General features: G+C 60.3%; 13 protein-coding genes and 1 tRNA gene. 2 read left to right on the forward strand and 12 right to left on the reverse strand.

Going from position 1 to position 16,565, the window contains the following annotated elements; translation table 11 throughout:
* Positions 1 to 57: 57 nt before the first annotated feature.
* The 12 genes from KI613_RS12595 to acs all read right to left on the reverse strand — a co-directional run bounded on the left by KI613_RS12595 (position 58) and on the right by acs (position 14,189).
* Positions 58 to 148, reverse strand: a tRNA-Ser gene (locus KI613_RS12595).
* 35 nt (positions 149 to 183) lie between these two features.
* Positions 184 to 453, reverse strand: a complete 270-nt coding sequence (locus KI613_RS12600; RefSeq protein WP_226399964.1) for a hypothetical protein — start codon at positions 451 to 453, stop codon at positions 184 to 186.
* A 9-nt stretch (positions 454 to 462) separates the two neighbouring features.
* Positions 463 to 714, reverse strand: a complete 252-nt coding sequence (locus KI613_RS12605; RefSeq protein ID WP_226399966.1) for a DUF4212 domain-containing protein — start codon at positions 712 to 714, stop codon at positions 463 to 465.
* Entirely contained in the window at positions 711 to 2,747 is a 2,037-nt protein-coding gene (locus KI613_RS12610; protein WP_226399968.1) for a sodium:solute symporter family protein, read from the reverse strand. The genes KI613_RS12605 and KI613_RS12610 overlap by 4 nt, the downstream gene beginning before the upstream one ends.
* 8 nt (positions 2,748 to 2,755) lie before the next feature.
* A complete protein-coding gene (locus tag KI613_RS12615; protein WP_226399970.1) occupies positions 2,756 to 3,421 on the reverse strand; it encodes a hypothetical protein in 666 nt (221 codons plus the stop codon).
* Positions 3,422 to 3,423: 2 nt separating this feature from the next.
* Positions 3,424 to 5,343, reverse strand: a complete 1,920-nt coding sequence (locus KI613_RS12620; protein ID WP_404827008.1) for a DUF294 nucleotidyltransferase-like domain-containing protein — start codon at positions 5,341 to 5,343, stop codon at positions 3,424 to 3,426.
* Between the two features lie 82 nt (positions 5,344 to 5,425).
* On the reverse strand, positions 5,426 to 6,481 hold the full coding sequence (locus tag KI613_RS12625; protein WP_226399971.1) for a DUF294 nucleotidyltransferase-like domain-containing protein: 1,056 nt from the start codon (positions 6,479 to 6,481) through the stop codon (positions 5,426 to 5,428).
* Between the two features lie 7 nt (positions 6,482 to 6,488).
* Entirely contained in the window at positions 6,489 to 8,651 is a 2,163-nt protein-coding gene (locus tag KI613_RS12630) for a 3'-5' exonuclease (RefSeq protein WP_226399972.1), read from the reverse strand.
* 96 nt (positions 8,652 to 8,747) lie between these two features.
* On the reverse strand, positions 8,748 to 9,119 hold the full coding sequence (locus KI613_RS12635) for a response regulator transcription factor (RefSeq protein WP_226399973.1): 372 nt from the start codon (positions 9,117 to 9,119) through the stop codon (positions 8,748 to 8,750).
* Positions 9,116 to 11,848 (reverse strand): ATP-binding protein, encoded by a 2,733-nt coding sequence (locus KI613_RS12640; protein WP_226399974.1) that lies wholly within the window; start codon positions 11,846 to 11,848, stop codon positions 9,116 to 9,118. The genes KI613_RS12635 and KI613_RS12640 overlap by 4 nt, the downstream gene beginning before the upstream one ends.
* On the reverse strand, positions 11,849 to 12,043 hold the full coding sequence (locus tag KI613_RS12645; protein ID WP_226399975.1) for a hypothetical protein: 195 nt from the start codon (positions 12,041 to 12,043) through the stop codon (positions 11,849 to 11,851).
* A gap of 184 nt (positions 12,044 to 12,227) precedes the next feature.
* On the reverse strand, positions 12,228 to 14,189 hold the full coding sequence (gene acs / locus KI613_RS12650) for an acetate--CoA ligase (RefSeq protein WP_226399976.1): 1,962 nt from the start codon (positions 14,187 to 14,189) through the stop codon (positions 12,228 to 12,230).
* Between the two features lie 252 nt (positions 14,190 to 14,441).
* On the opposite strand from acs, the gene KI613_RS12655 reads away from it, so the two are divergent.
* Both KI613_RS12655 and KI613_RS12660 read left to right on the forward strand, forming a co-directional pair.
* A complete protein-coding gene (locus KI613_RS12655; RefSeq protein ID WP_226399977.1) occupies positions 14,442 to 14,978 on the forward strand; it encodes a TIGR00645 family protein in 537 nt (178 codons plus the stop codon).
* 13 nt (positions 14,979 to 14,991) lie between these two features.
* Complete coding sequence (locus KI613_RS12660; RefSeq protein ID WP_226399978.1) at positions 14,992 to 16,524, forward strand: fumarate hydratase; 1,533 nt, start codon at positions 14,992 to 14,994, stop codon at positions 16,522 to 16,524.
* The last annotated feature ends 41 nt before the right edge of the window (positions 16,525 to 16,565 follow it).

Below are 16,565 nucleotides of genomic sequence, written 5' to 3' on the forward strand. Positions count from 1 at the left end.
CAAGATGGCGTACACAACAAAAAAGCGCCCCGAAAGGCGCTTTAATTGGTGTGTTCTTGGCGGAGGAGGCGGGATTCGAACCCGCGGTAGGGGATTACCCTACACACGCTTTCCAGGCGTGCGACTTAAACCACTCATCCACCCCTCCGGAAGCCGCGCATTGTAGCAGAAGAGGCTAATTGGTCAAACAAACTTTCGGAGTAAAGCGAGTCCTAGCCAGAGTATCAGGACGATGACCAAGGTGAAGATGCCGACAAGAAGATTGCTCGCGGAACGTGGTAGAACGGTGGCAACAATCCGGCGCGGCGGCGCAGTGATAAGAGCAAACAGTTGATAGACCCGATTGCCTGCCCGCTGTCGTCCAGCAATCAGGTACAAAACCCCTTGGCCGAGAAGGCACAGGCCCAGCATTTCGACAATCGCCCGCAGCGCGCTGATCAGAAAAAGGCTCACGTCAGGCGCTCAGTCGTTCTCAACACCAAATTCGGCGTCGAGTTGTTTCATCTGCCGGTTATACCACCAGATGATCAACAAATAGAGGACCAAGGCGCCTTGAGCGGCCATGTAGAAACCAAGCGGAAAGCCAAGAATGACAATCTCGTTGATCGTCCGGGCGAACCAGGTCAAGCCAAAGGTTATAAGCATCCAGAACAAAATGAGGGCAAAGGTCAAGCGCCGTGTTTTACGCCAGTGAAGATCGGCTTTTGATATCACAGTCCATCTCCGTTCCGGAAACGGATGGTAGTGAGGAAGCTGGCGGCCCGAGGATCCGGTTTGGTGACCAGACTGACCAAGATGATCGTTATAAAACCGGCCACAACGCCAAACAGGCCGCCGGACGTCGATTGAATGTGAAACCACGGTTCCATGCCAAAGCCGCTTATCCCAAGCATGGGGATGCTGTCGAATTCGACGCGAATGATGTAATAAATCGACAAAACAATACCGACCACCATGCCGGCCAACGCCCCGGCGCGGGTCGCCCTTTCCCAGAAGATGCCCAGCACGAGAGCCGGGAAGAAGGCAGACCCGGCAATGGAAAAGGCCCAGGAAACCATGGAGAGGATAGTCCCGGGTTTTTGGGCGGCGACCGTGGCGGCGAGAATGGCGACCACCAGCAACATCGATTTCGAGATGACCAGCCGGAACTGGGTCGAAGCATCGGGACGGAAGATGCGGTAATAAACATCGTGCGACAGGGAACTGGTAATGGTCAGCAACAGGCCGTCGGCAGTGGATAGTGCGGCAGCCAGGCCACCGGCCGCGACCAGGCCGGAAACCACATAGGGCATGCCGGCTATTTCCGGCGTGGCGAGCACAATAACGTCGGGGTTCAGCGATAGTTCAGCCAGCTGCAGGATACCGTCGGCGTTGATGTCCTCGATGCTGACCAGTCCGATCTTGGCCCAGGCGGCCACCCAGCCGGGCAATTTGGTAATGGGGATTTCGGCCAGATGGGACAGCACCTCGTATTTGGCAAAGACCGCATAGGCTGGCGCGGTGATGTAGAGCAGCAGGATAAACAACAGCGACCAGAATACCGATTCGCGGGCCTGGCGAACGGTGGGCGTCGTGTAGTAGCGGGTCAGCACATGCGGCAAAGCGGCCGTGCCGACAGTCAGGCAAAAGATCAGCGCGAGAAAATTGACGCGCATGATGTCCTGTTCCTCGACCGTCTCGCCGGGAAAAGCCTCGGCGTGATGAATGGGGGTTTTGCTGCGCTCAACTGCCGTAAACATTGCGTTTTCCCAGCGCCCCCTCGCCTGGTCCGGATCGTGGGGCAAATCCCGGTACAGCCGCTCGAGCGCCACAATATCCTTCATCTGGGCATCGCTGGCCTTGAGCTGATTGATCTGCGCCGATAGCTGTTCGCGTTCGAAATTCAGCGACTGCGGCAACTGCATGATCTTCTGGGCGTAAAGATCAGCCCGCTCACGATAGAGTTCACGGACTTCCACTTCGACCGGGCTCTCGAACAAGCGGTTTTCCAGCTGGGTGACTTGCTGGAGAACCTGACCATAGACAAGCTGTGGCACCGGATTGCCAGTGACGTTGTAGGACAGGATGGCAACCGGCGTAATGTAGGCGACGATCAGGATCAGGTACTGGGCGACTTGAGTCCACGTTACGGCTCGCATACCGCCGAGAAACGAGCAAACAAGAATGCCGGCGAGGCCAACAAAGACACCGATCTCGAATTGCAGGCTGACAAAGCGGCTGGTGATGACGCCAACGCCGTAGATTTGGGCCACGACGTAAACGAAGGAAGCGAGGATGGCCGCCGCGACGGCGACCAGACGAATCGCATTGCCGCCATAGCGCGCGCCAAGAAAGTCGGGAATGGTGTACTGACCAAAGCGCCGCAGATAGGGGGCAAGCAGTAGCCCAACCAGCACGAAGCCGCCGGTCCAACCGATGACATAGGCCAGCCCCTGAAACCCCGAGAGGTAAAGGGTACCGGCCAGACCGATGAAGGAGGCGGCGCTCATCCAGTCGGCACCGGTCGCCATGCCGTTGAAGAAGGCCGGCACGCGACGACCGGCAACGTAGTACTCCGAGACATCGGAGGTCCGGCAGACGATGCCGATCAGCGCGTACATCGAAATGGTAAAAAACAGGAAGGCATAGCCAATCCAGCGCGGCGGCATGCCATGTTGTTCGAGAACAGCCAGCGCCCCGATGAACGAAAAGAAGCCACCGGTGTAATACAGGTAGTAGCGCTGCAGTCTGGTCAGGGAAGCTAGCATCCGGGTTTCTAGTGGGTGCGCCGCAGGAAGCTGCTGGCCCGCGATTCGTCGATCAAATGAGCTGCCGTGTCGATCTGCTTACCCACCGCGCGAACCGTCAGCATCTGGAAAATGCGCGCCAGCAGCAGCGTGTTGGTCATGGCATCACGCCGCCCAGTACCGGCATCGAGGCCAAAGACCTCGATCCAGTGATCGAACGGCATCACGGAATCGCCCTTGTCCTCGAACATCGACGGCATCAGCCAGGCCAGATCGACCCACTGTGGCTGGAAATCGACGCCCAGCCGCTCCTTGAAGGCACGTTGCAGGAAGCCGCCGACGTAGGGAATGTGATAAGTGACCAGTGGCGCCTTGGCGGCAAATAGCAAAAATGCCGTTAATTCCCGGTCGACCGTGGAACCCTCGCCGTCCAGCGTCGAAAAATCGACGTAGAAGGTGTCGTCCGGCTGGATGGCACCCTTCCACACCGAGCTGGCCGCGATGCCGAGCAATTGGTCGCTTTCGGGATTCGAGCCACTGCTGACGATGTCGACTACGACGTAGCGGGTGTGAAAGTGCAGATCGTCGAGCGGCGGTGCCTTGCTGGCGCGCCAGACTTCGAGCGACGCCCGCACGTCATCTGGCAGATTGGCCGGCGCGCTGCCCCGGAACAGAAATTTCTTGAGGCCGAGCATGGTTATTGCACCTGGTAATCGAGTTTGAGGCGCGTCTGGATCTTGCGGGCTTGCCGGAAGGATTCCTTGAGGATGCGGCGGTCCAGCTCATTGAGCGTATCCGGATCGATCAGGTTGTCGCCCTGGGTGCCCGGTTCGCCTTCGAGGTACTGATGCTGCAGGCGCAGCAACTGGATGAAGTTGAGCCCTTCGAGCACGGCATTGATCTCGTCGCTGCGGATCGACAGCCGCTGCGCGGCCAGCCGCAGGCGCTGGATCGAATTGGTGTTGTGCACGCCGCTGGCCATGGCGTAAATGCGGGCAACGTCGACAAAGATGCGCGAGCCGTATTTCTTGAGATCGATCTTGCCCGGATGGCCTGGTTCGAGGTCGGTCAGGAAATCGCGAATCTTGCCGAGTGGCGGTTCGACGTCGAGCGCATTTTTGGCCATGGCGCGCAGGAACATCGGGTTGGATGCCGTCTGCGCCAGCAGGTGGCGGCGCATCGCGTCGGCCAATTCCGACTTGCCGTAGAGCGCCCGGAAATCGAAGAAAATGGTGGCGTTGAGCAGCGCATCGGGTTGCGGCATGCGTATCCAGTTGCTGAACTGGTCTTTCCATTCCTCAAGCGTCAGACACCATTGCGGATTGCTCGCCATGATGTTGCCCTTGCACAGCGGAAAGCCGACGCGGTCGAGGTCGTTGTTGACGTCGAGGGCATAGGCGAGAAAACGTTTTTTCAGGGCGTCGACCGCAACACCTTCCGGCGGCGCGAAGACGATGCCGTTATCCTGGTCCGTGCTGAAGGTCTGCTCGTCGCGGCCTTCCGAACCGAAGGCCAGCCAGGCCCATTCGATGCCGTCGAAATTGTGCTTTTCCAGATTGAGCTGGATGACGCGACGAGTCAGCGCGTCGTTGAGCGCCGAGATGAACTGGGTCAGTTGCTCGGCCCCGACCCCCTGGGCCAGCATGTTGAACGATAGCTGGCGCACATCGGCGGCCGCCTGCTGCAAGGCCTCGACATTGTGGGCGCTATCGATGGACTGGCGAATCTGGCGCAAGCCGACACGCTGCAGCGAGAACAGGTCGCGCTCCGAAACGACGCCGGTCAGCTTGCCTTCGGCATCGGTGACCAGCACGTGACGAATCCCATGCGTCGCCATGGCGAACATCGCATCGTAGGCCGTGGCATGTTCTTCGAGCATGAACGGATTGGGCGACATCGCCTGGCTAACCGGTGTGCTTAGTGGCAGCTCGGCGAGAACGACACGATCGAGCAGGTCCGTCCGGGTGAAGACACCAACGGCCTTGCGGTCGTCACCGGCAACAACCAGCGAGCCGACACCGGCTTTCGACATGGTTTCCAGCGCGGAGCGCAACGGCGTTTCCGGCGAGACAGTGATCGGCGAGCGGGAACCGATGCCGGCCAGCGGCGAATTGAGCGTCTGCTGCTCGCTGGCGCGCTGGGAAAACTGAAGTTGCAACTGGCGCCGCGACTGGTCGAGCAGGCTGGCGATGTAGCGCGTGCAGAACAGGTTGAATTCCGGGCTGGAGCTCAGCAAGGCCAGGAAATCTTCAGCTGGCAATTGGTAGCAGAAGGTATCTTCAACGGCCGTGTACAGATTGGTCGATGGCCGGCCGGCCGTCACGGCACCGATCGGGAAGCTCTCGCCGGCGCCGAGGCTGAGGATCGAGTATTCGGTGACGGTCACTTCGCCGGCCTGACGCGCCTGCACCTTGCCCGATTCAATGAGGTAGAAAAAACGGACCTTGCCGGAATCCGGCCCGACGATCTCGCTGCCGGCAGCATAAAAAACAATCTGCGCCTTTTCGGCGAAACGCTGCAGGGCATCGGGTTGCATCTTGTTGAACGGCGCGTGGTTGCGCAGGAAGGCCTGCGTATTGCCGGCCATTCGCTTGCGCCCATCCTGACGCAGCGACATTTCTACCTGGCCGACGGCCTGTTCTTGTACTTGTTCTTTTTCCTGCCCAGTTTGCTGTTGCGTAGTCACGACAACCTCGTTTTTAGAGTGCATAGTTTAACTTGAGACGCTGTTGCAGGCGTTTGGCCTGCTTCAATGCCTCGCGCAAGATGGCCCGGTCGATATCATGCAGTGCGGCGGGTTTCAGGCCATACCCACCGAGCTCCCCTCGGCCTGCGGCTTCGATCTGCTGCGCCAGCCGCAAGCGCAAAATTTGCGAAAAAGCGGCGTCGACCGCAGCAATCTCGCTCGCCGGCAGACCAACCGACGGCCCTGCCTGACGCAGGCGCTCCGCCGTATTGACCGCTCTTGTTCCGGAAGACAACGCAAAGATGCGCGCCGCGTCGACAAAGATCCGGCTGCCGTATTTCTTGAGATCGATGCTGTCGCCCTCGCCCACCGCAATCTCGCCACGAAAATTGAGCGGCACATCGACCTGCAGCGCATTCGCCGCCATGAGGTGCTCGAAGGATGGCGTGGCTACCGTCATCGACAGCAGCAGGGTGCGCAATTTTTCGCCCAAGGCGAGTTCGCCGAACAGGGGGCGCAGGTCGAAAAAGATGCTGGCATTGAGGAGCGCCTCGGGCTCCGGCCGCCGCACCCAGTCGATGAACTGGCTGCGCCACTCTTCGAGCGACAGGCACCAGGCCGGGTTGCCGGCCATGATCTGTCCGTTACACAAGGCAAAGCCGCAGTCCGCCAGATGCAGGTTAACCTCCTGGGCGAATGGCAGGAAGATCTGGCGCAAGGCGGCTGCCTCCTGCTCGCTGGTCGCGTTGAAGATCAGGCCGTTGTCCTGGTCGGTGACGAAAGTCTGTTCGTGCCGCCCTTCGGAACCGAGCGCCAGCCAGCACCATGCTACCGGCGGCAGGCGATGACGGTGGGCGGTCAATTCGATCACTTTGCTCGTCAGGCGATCATTGAAAACGGAAATCAGACGCGTCGCGGCCAGGCCGTCGAGACCGCTGCCAGCAGCCGCCAGCAGATGTTCGCGCAGGCGCCCGGCGAGGGCCGGTGCGGCGTCGAAATCGGACAGCGCGTTCACCGCCGTCACCAGTTCGAGTTGCTGCCGGCAAGGCAGGGTAAAGTCGGAATTCACGCCGGCCTCAATATTTCACTCGGGCGAAATAGGTTTTCTCGGCCGCTTCCAGCGCCTGGCGAACGGTCACGATGCCCATGTCTTCGAGTAGTTTGACCAGTTTGAGGAATACTTCCCCGGTTGCCAAAGCGTCCTCCAGCGCATTGTGCCGGGTACCGATGGTGATGCCGAGGCGCTCGAGAATGACATCGAGCTTGTGCGATTCCTGGTTGGGATGAACGACGGCCGAAAGCAGCAGCGTGTCGAGTACCGGCTGGGTGAAACGGATGCCGGTGCGCTCTTCCTTGAGTTGCAGGAAACGCATGTCGAAAGCCGCGTTGTGGGCGATCAGTACGGTGTCTTCGCAGAATTCGTGGAAGGCAGGCAGGATGACATCGATGTTCGGCTTGCCGCGCACCATATCTTCAGTAATGCCGTGGATCGGAATCGACTCGGGTTTGAGCGGACACTCCGGATCGACGATCTGGTTGAAGACTTCCTGGCGAAGCAGACGGTTATTGACGATACGGGCGGCGCCGATCTGGATGATTTCGTCACCTTTGGACGGCTCCAGGCCGGTCGTTTCGGTATCGAACACGGTGTAGGTCAGATCGGACAGCTTGCGGTCAAGGTCGATGGTCTTGTCCTCGAACCTGAAGAGGTCGAAATCGTAGTATTCCGGTCGCCCCTTGCCGCGGCTGCGCTCTTCCGGTTCGCTCTCGAGTTCGGGCACGGCCACCGGCAGCACGAAGCGGAAGAAGGCGCGGTGCGCAGCCTTTTCCCGCTCGTACCAGATTTCACCGCCATGCCGGTCGATGACATCACGCAGGCTGAGCGGCGAGCTTTCGCTGCCAATCTGCATCGACTCCATTTCCCAGGTGTAGAAGGTTTCCGACGACATCGCCGGGCCGGCCCAGATCAGGTCGAGATAGGCCAGCTTGCCGGCGGAAGTCAGGCGGAAGCGCAGTTCGCGCGGTTGGTAATGATCCTGCAGTTTGGAAGCCAGGCTGACCAGCGCAAAAACGAGCGAAAAGCTGTCGGCCTTGATCCACAGGGCATCGTCAATTTCTTCAGTTTTGGTCGGCAACTTGAGCTTGTCGTCAATGCGACGCTGGGCGGCGGCCACGATGTCGATACCGAGAATGTCTTCGAGCGGCCAGCGCGTCTTGATGGCGTCGGAAAACTGGCTCATCGTCTGGTCGATGACCTGGCTGCGCTTGGCGACTTCGTCGTCGATCACCCGGAGAAAACGCTCGCGCAACTCGGGTTCCATATCGGGGTAATCGAGCAGGTTGGCGACGGCGGCCCGGATATTGGCGATGGATGAACGGCTGCCCTGGGTCAGCGAATGCAGGGCCTGATCGCGGCGCTCCTCTTCCTCGATGCTGCGGGTAATGTTCTCGACGGTCAGCACGTAGCCCGACATCGCGGCCTCGCCCTCCTCGCCCCCGGCGGCGAGTACCGGCACCATCTGGGCACGCAGCAACTGGCCGCCACGCGTCGTCGTGATGAAATTGGAAATGGCCGTCTTCCCCACCAACAGGCGCTGGCGAATGACTTCCTCGGCGTGGTCGACCTGACTTTTTTCGAGAATGGAAAAGATCGAACGGCCGAGGCCGATCAGCGCACCACCGGCGACCGAGGTCGGCCCTTGCGACAAGGCCTTGAACTGCAGGCGGGCGCGGTTGTTGTAGAGCAGGATGCGGCCATCGAGGTTGCACACCACAACAGCCTGGGCCAGTTCGGACATGAGCGCAGCGAGCCGGTTCTTTTCTTCCTCGACCGAGGCCTTGGCCGTGGCGATCTGGGCATCGACGTCATCCATCAGGACATCGCGCTGCTCGGCCAGATCGTTGGCGGCCTGCGCCAGTTGCTGGACTTCCGGCGGGCCTTCGATGCTCACCCGGAAATTGCGGTTGGCACCGAGCATCAGACGCAGCGTCTCGGCCATCCGCAGCAAGCCTTCGACATATTGCTTGAACAGCTTGTGCAGCACGCCGACGCCGAGCGCGAAGCCAAACAGGGTCATCATCGTCCCGACCGGCAGCCGGGAGACCAGCAGGTTGGTCAGCAGCGCGCGCTCAGTCTCTTTCATGTCCAGCCAGACGAGCAGAGAAGTGACGACAAACGGCCCGGTCATGAGCAGACCGAGAACGATCACCGCGACGATTAAACGTTGTTTGGCCTTCATGGCGTGCATTCCAACAAATTGGGATTTCGATTTTGGCCGTTATTTCCGGTTGACCGCGCCCCGCAGGAAGTACCCTTGGGGTATGGAAGCCCGCGCTTAGACGATGCCGAGCATGGTTTTCACCCTGGCCACCAGATCCTTGGTCGAAAACGGTTTGGTGACGTAGGCGTCAGCGCCCATGGCGAGGCCCTTGGCCACTTCGGTATCGCGTCCCTTGGCGGTCAGCATGACAATCAGCAAACCGGCTTTGGCGGGATCGGCACGCAATGCTTCGCACACTTCGAAACCGGATTTCTTCGGCATCATGACGTCGAGCAGGATCAAATCCGGTTCGAAACTCGCCACCTTGGCCAGGGCTTCCTCACCATCGCCGGCGACCGCGACGGCAAAACCTTCTTTTTTCATGAGAAATTCAAGGGAAATGACGATGTTGGGTTCGTCATCAACAATCAGGATTTTCTTGGTCATGCGGTTTGTCTCCCACTGTTATCGTCCGGTGCCGGCAAGGGCACCGTGAAAATGAAGTTTGCTCCGGCTCCGGGCGCGCTTTCAACCCAGAGATTACCACCAAAATATTCCACGATCTGACGGCTGATTGGCAGGCCCAGACCGGTTCCCTGTGGTTTGTCCGTCATCGTGTTGCCACCCTGACGGAATTTTTCAAAAATGACGCCGCATTCCTCGGCGGTCAGCCCCGGACCGTTGTCGCGCACTTCGACGCGCACCAGATCAGCCGAACTCGACAGCCTGACCTGAACGCGGCCGCTGCCACCGGGAACGAACTTCACGGCATTCGACAGCAGGTTGATCATGACCTGGGTCAGGCGATCGCGATCGGCCAGCACGACCGGCACGGCGGCCGGGATATCGCCTTCCAGCGCCACGCCCTTATCCCGGAACAACTGTTCGAGCGAGGCCATCGACTCGCGCACCACTTCGCCGAGATCGACTTCGCCGGTCGTCCATTCCGCCCGCCCGGATTCCATCCTGGCCAGGTCGAGAATCTGATTGATCAATCGGGTCAGCCGCTCGGCCTCAGTGACGATGATGCCGAGGAAACGCTTGCGGTCGGTCAGTTCGAGACGCGGGTCTTCGTGCAGCATTTCAGACAGGGCGCGGATCGAGGTCAGCGGCGTGCGCAACTCGTGGGTCACCGTCGAGATGAAATCGTCCTTCATGCGGTCGAGTTCGCGCAGGCGCTCGTTGGCTTCGCGCAGTTCGGCAGTCGCCGCTTCGAGCTCCTGCTGCTTGGCCTCAAGTTCGCGGCTGTGGGCGCGCACTTGCGTTGCCTCGTCGAGAATGTCGAGCACTTCCTCCAGCCCGAGATCCTCTTCTTGCGCCACCGAAGCGACCATGACCCGGGCGCTCGCCGAGCCGATCGCGCCGGCCAGTTCCGATTCGGCGAACTGGACGAAATCGGCATCGGCCGGCAGGTCGTGCCAATCCGCGGCCTGCCGCGAATTGGCGTAGGCAGCCAATTGCTGACGCGCCCGCGCCGCGCCGAGAAAGCGCTCGAGCAGGCCAACCAGCGCGTCGGGCGATGCCTTGCCACGCCACAGCCGGGCTTCGGCATTGCGCGAGTCGAAGCGGAAGACATCGACGAAACGTTCCGCCTGGCTGGCCTCGACGGCATCCGGTTTCGAATTCAGTGACACGGCAACGTAGGCGCCAATATTGGCCAGCATGCTCCACCACAGGCAATGCGAAATCTCGTCCAGCCCGGACAGCCCGAACAGCGCCTGCGCCTTGAGCCAGCCGATGCCGAACAAACCATGCTCGACGAAACCGCTCGGCATCCAGCCCGACTTGGCAAAGGACGGCAGCAGCAAGGTATACAGCCAGACCACGAAGCCAGCCAGCAAACCGGCGACGGCGCCGGCCCGCGTCCCCTGCTTCCAGTACATGCCGCCGAACATGGCCGGGGCGAACTGGGCAACCGCCGCAAAGGAAATCAGGCCGATGCCGACCAGGGCGTAAGCTTCGCCGGCGGCGCGGAAATAGATGTAGCCAAGGAGCAGGATCAAGGCGATGGCGGCGCGCCGGATGCCGATCAGCAAGCCGGAAAGATCATTTCGTTTTTCGACGAAATTTCCGGTTGACCGTAGCAAGATGGGCATGACAAGGTCGTTGCAGACCATGGTCGACAAGGCAATGGTTTCAACGATGACCATCCCCGTCGCTGCTGACAGGCCACCGATGAAGGCCAGCAAGGCCAGCGCCTCGGCCCCATGAACCAGCGGCAGGGTCAGCACGAAGGTGTCGGGATTGACGCTCTGCCCGCCGAAATGCAGAAGCCCCCCAAGTGCCAGAGGCAGGACAAAAATATTGATCAGCAGCAGGTAGAGCGGGAACAGCCAGACGGCCCGCTTGAGATGCGATTCATCGACGTTTTCGACGACGATGATCTGGAACTGGCGCGGCAGAAAAATAATTGCCAGGCCGGAAAGGATGATCAGCGAAGTCCACGTTCCGGCCCGCCCCGAATCGAGTTGCAGCAAACGACCAAGATCGGCGCTCGCCGCTGCCCGCTGGAACAGATCCCCGAGTCCGCCGAACATGCCGTAAGTGACGAAGAGGCCGACCGCCATGAAGGCGATGAGTTTGACCACCGACTCGAAAGCGACGGCGGCGACCATCCCCTCGTGGCGCTCGGTGGCATCGAGGTGGCGCGTGCCGAACAGGATGGAAAAGAAGGCCAGCACGACGGCGATCAGAAAAGTTGAATCGAGCCCCCAGACCTCGACACCATTGCCGGAATGTTCGAGCAGCACATCGACGCTGGCCGCCATCGCCTTCAATTGCAGGGCGATGTACGGCACGACACCGATCACCGCAATCACCGTCACCATCCCCGCCAGCAACTGGCTCTTGCCGTAGCGCGAGGCGATGAAGTCGGCAATCGAGGTAATGCGCTGCGCCTTGCTGATGCGGATCATCTTGATGATGACGCCGACGCACAACAGCATCAGCGTCGGGCCGAGATAGATGGTCAGGAAGGACAGTCCGCCGGACGTGGCCCGCCCGACGCTGCCGTAGAAAGTCCACGAGGTGCAATAAACGGCCAGCGACAGCGCGTAAACGTTGGCCGAAATAATCGATTTGCCGGCATCGGCGCGCGCATCGCCAAAACGGGCCACGGCAAAGAGCAGCCCGAGATAGGCTGTGGCCACAAGCGCGATGAACCAGCCGGAAAGCATCTACGAGCCCCGCTGTTCGGCCACCCAGGCCGCCAGCGCGATCAGTCCGGCCCAAACGCCGAACAGATACAAATAGGTCGCAGGAATACCCGCTAGCTCGCCGCCCGGCAGACTGAGCAGCGGATAGGTCAGCAGCGGCACGCCGAGCAGGCCGAGTGCGGCCAAACGTTGGCGGGTTGGATTGGCTCTTTTCACGACCCCATCCCAGAAAAGGGAACGGCTGGCACGCCAAGCGTGCCAGCCGTTGTTGGCATATAGTCTGATGCGACTACACGGGAGGCCACCTTTTGGGCGACCATTGTCTCCTCCTTGCCTTTTAGTCTTTGGAGGCAGCGTGGCAAGTTCGCCGCCTCCTGGCTCATGCTGGAACGAGGCTTTTTTAGCCTTTGAGTTGTTCCAGAATAGCCGGGTTCTCCAGCGTCGAGGTGTCTTGCGTCAGTTCCTCGCCCTTGGCCAGACCACGCAGCAGACGACGCATGATCTTGCCCGAACGGGTCTTCGGCAGGTTGTCACCGAAACGGATGTCCTTCGGCTTGGCGATCGGACCAATTTCCTTGCCAACCCAGTCAGACAGTTCCTTGATGATGCGCTTGGCGTCGTCACCGGTCGGGCGGGAGCCCTTGAGCACCACGAAAGCGACGATGGCTTCACCGGTCAGGTCATCCGGACGGCCGACAACGGCAGCCTCGGCAACCATCGGGTTGGCAACCAGGGCGGATTCGATTTCCATCGTGCCCATGCGGTGACCGGAAACGTTCAGCACGTCGTCGATACGGCCGGTAATGGTGAAGTAGCCGGTATCCTTGTCACGGATCGCGCCGTCGCCAGCCAGGTAGTACTTGCCCTGGAAGTCGGCCGGGTAGTAGGACTTGACGTAGCGGTCGTCGTCGTTCCAGATCGTGCGGATCATCGACGGCCACGGCTTCTTGCAGACCAGGATACCGCCCTGACCCCACGGCAGATCGGCACCGGTCTCATCGACCACGGCGAACTGGATGCCCGGGAACGGCAGGGTGCAGGAACCCGGCACCAGCGGAGTGGCGCCCGGCAGCGGGGTGATCATGTGACCACCGGTTTCGGTTTGCCAGAAGGTATCGACGATCGGGCAGCGGCCGCCGCCAACGTTTTCGTAGTACCACGTCCAGGCCGCCGGGTTGATCGGCTCGCCGACCGAACCGAGGATGCGCAGCGAAGACAGGTCGTAGCTCTTCGGATGGACAGCCACGTTGTTCTCGGACGACTTGATCAGCGAACGGATAGCGGTCGGTGCAGTGTAGAAAATGGAGACCTTGTGATCCTGGATCATCTTCCAGAAACGGCCGGCATCCGGATAGGTCGGGACGCCTTCGAAGACGACTTCGGTCGCGCCGCAAGCCAGCGGGCCGTAGGTGATGTAGGTGTGACCGGTAACCCAGCCGATGTCGGCCGTGCACCAGAAGACATCGTTCGGCTTGATGTCGAAGGTCCACTTCATGGTCATGATGGCATGCAGCAGGTAGCCGCCGGTGGAGTGCTGGACACCCTTCGGCTTGCCGGTGGAGCCGGACGTGTAAAGCAGGAACAGCGGGTGTTCGGCTTCGACCCATTCCGGTTCGCAAACGTCGGACTGACCGGCAACGGCGTCGTGCAACCAGGTGTCACGACCGGCAACCATGTTGACTTCGGCGCCGGTGCGCTTGAAGACGATAACGTTCTTGACCGACTCGCAACCACCCATGGCGAAGGCTTCGTCAGCGATCGGCTTGAGCGGGATGGCCTTGCCGCCGCGGAACTGGCCGTCGGAGGTGATCAGGGCAACAGCGCCGGCGTCGTTGATACGATCGCGCAGGGACTGAGCCGAGAAGCCTCCGAAAACGATGGAGTGGATGGCACCGAGGCGGGCACAAGCCTGCATGGCGCAGATGCCTTCAACGGTCATCGGCATGTAGATGACAACGCGATCACCCTTCTTGACGCCCATGCCGCGCAGGGCATTGGCGAACTTGGCGACCTTGGAGAGCATTTCCTTGTAAGTAACCTTGGTTACTTCGCCGTTGTCGGCTTCAAAGATGATGGCGACTTTTTCGCCCAGACCGGCTTCAACCTGACGGTCCAGACAGTTGTAAGAAACGTTGAGCTTGCCATCGGCAAACCATTTGAAAAACGGAGCGTTGGATTCATCAAGCGACTGGGTAAACGGCTGCTTCCACGTGATCATTTCACGAGCACGCTTGGCCCAGAACTCCGGATAATCGGCTTCGGCTTCCGCGCACAGCGCCCGGTAGGCGTCCATCCCCGAAACCGCCGCGTTCTTGACCATTTCGTCAGACGGATAAATTAGCTGCACGGACTCATTCGACATATTCTTCTCCTCTGCGGTACTTCGCAATTTATGTTGAAACAACCGATTGGATCTCGGGTTTTCCCCGGGACTGCTTTAAAGCCGCGCAAGCTGGGGACCTGCATTCTCCCCACGCCAGCGTTGATGCGGCATTAGACTTCGATATTCTTACATTGGGCTTACGAAATCACGCTGCGCCGCAGCATTTCAGGTGACTCCGGAAGGCGGCGGGTCGCGTGATAAACTTCGGCTCCCCAATTTACGATCCCAAAAATGAGTTCGCCAATCAAATCCCTTGAGACCTTCATCTTTGCCAGCCGCTGGATTCAGGCCCCGCTCTACCTTGGCCTGATCGTTGCCCAAGTGGTCTATTGCTGGCTGTTCATGGTCGAATTGAGCCACCTGGTTCATAACGCCATCGACGCTGCGCACATCACCGAAGCCGATGTCATGCTGGCCGTCCTCGGCCTGATCGACGTTGTCATGATCGCCAACCTGCTGGTCATGGTTATCGTCGGCGGCTATGAAACCTTCGTCTCCCGGCTTGATCTCGAAAACCATCCGGACCAGCCGGAATGGCTCTCCCACGTCAATGCCGGCGTCCTCAAGATCAAGTTATCGACGGCGATCATCGGCATCTCGTCGATTCACCTGTTGAAGAGCTTCATCAATGCCAACAACCTGTCCGAGCACACGCTGATGTGGCAGGTGATCATTCACGTCGTATTCCTTTTCTCCGCCCTGGCCATGGCGATGGTAGACAAAACCATGACCCAGACCCTCGCTCTTCAACACCAGAAAAACCACTGACCCGGAGTTGCGCATGACCGCCATCAAACAAGAAGACCTGATCCAGTCCGTTGCCGATGCTTTCCAGTACATCAGCTACTACCACCCGCTCGATTACATCAAGGCCCTCGGTGAAGCCTATGAGCGCGAGGAAAGCCCCGCCGCCAAGGACGCCATCGCCCAGATTCTGACCAACTCGCGGATGTCCGCCGAAGGCCACCGCCCGATCTGCCAGGACACAGGTATCGGCATGGTCTTCATCAAGGTCGGCATGCAGGTCACCTGGCCGGACGCCACCATGAGCATCCAGCAGATGATCGACGAAGGCGTCCGCCGCGCCTACGGCAACCCGGACAATCCGCTGCGCGCCTCGGTGCTGGCCGACCCGGCCGGTGCCCGCAAGAACACCAAGGACAACACCCCGGCCGTCGTCCATTTCGAAATCGTTCCCGGCCATCACGTTGAAGTGATCTGTGCCGCCAAGGGCGGTGGCTCGGAAGCCAAGTCCAAATTCGCCATGCTCAACCCGTCCGACGACCTCGTCGACTGGGTGCTGCACAAGATCCCGGAAATGGGCGCCGGCTGGTGTCCTCCCGGCATCATCGGCATCGGCATCGGCGGCACGCCGGAAAAGGCCATGCTGCTGGCCAAGGAATCGATCATGGCGCCGGTCAATATTCACGAATTGAAGGCCAAGGCCGCTACCGGTGCCAAGCTGACCCGACCGGAAGAACTGCGCCTCGAACTGTTCGAGAAGATCAACGCGTTGGGCGTCGGTGCCCAGGGCCTCGGCGGCCTGACTACCGTGCTCGACGTCAAGGTGCTGGACTACCCCTGCCACGCCGCCAACCTGCCGGTCGCCTTGGTCCCGAACTGTGCGGCAACCCGCCACTGCCATTTTCATCTGGATGGCTCCGGCCCTGCCAAGCTCGAAGTGCCGAAGCTCGAAGACTGGCCGGCCGTCACCTGGACGCCCGACCTCAAGGCGGCCACCCAGGTCAACCTCAACACGCTGACCAAGGAAGAAGTCGCCTCCTGGAAAATCGGCCAGAAACTGCTCCTCAACGGCAAGATGCTGACCGGCCGCGATGCCGCCCACAAGCGCATTGCCGACATGCTGGCCAAGGGCGAAAAGCTGCCGGTCGACTTCACCAACCGCGTCATTTACTACGTCGGCCCGGTCGATCCGGTGCGTGACGAAGTCGTCGGCCCGGCCGGCCCAACCACCGGCACCCGGATGGACAAGTTCACCCGCATGATGCTGGAGAAGACCGGCCTGATCTCGATGATCGGCAAGTCCGAGCGCGGTCCGGTTGCCATCGAGGCGATCAAGGACAACAAGTCGGCCTACCTGATGGCCGTCGGCGGCGCCGCCTACCTGGTCGCCAAGGCGATCAAGTCGGCCAAGGTCGTCGGCTTCGCCGATCTGGGCATGGAAGCGATCTACGAGTTCGATGTCGAGAACATGCCGGTGACCGTTGCCGTCGACTCCTCCGGCGTCAGCGTGCACGAAACCGGCCCGAAGGAATGGCAGATCAAGATCGGCAAGATTCCAGTTTCGGCATAAGCCTTTTTCCGGACAACAAAAACCCGGCCGCGGCCGGGTTT

The sequence above is a fragment of the Ferribacterium limneticum genome (genome assembly GCF_020510585.1).
Classification (GTDB): Bacteria; Pseudomonadota; Gammaproteobacteria; order Burkholderiales; family Rhodocyclaceae; genus Azonexus.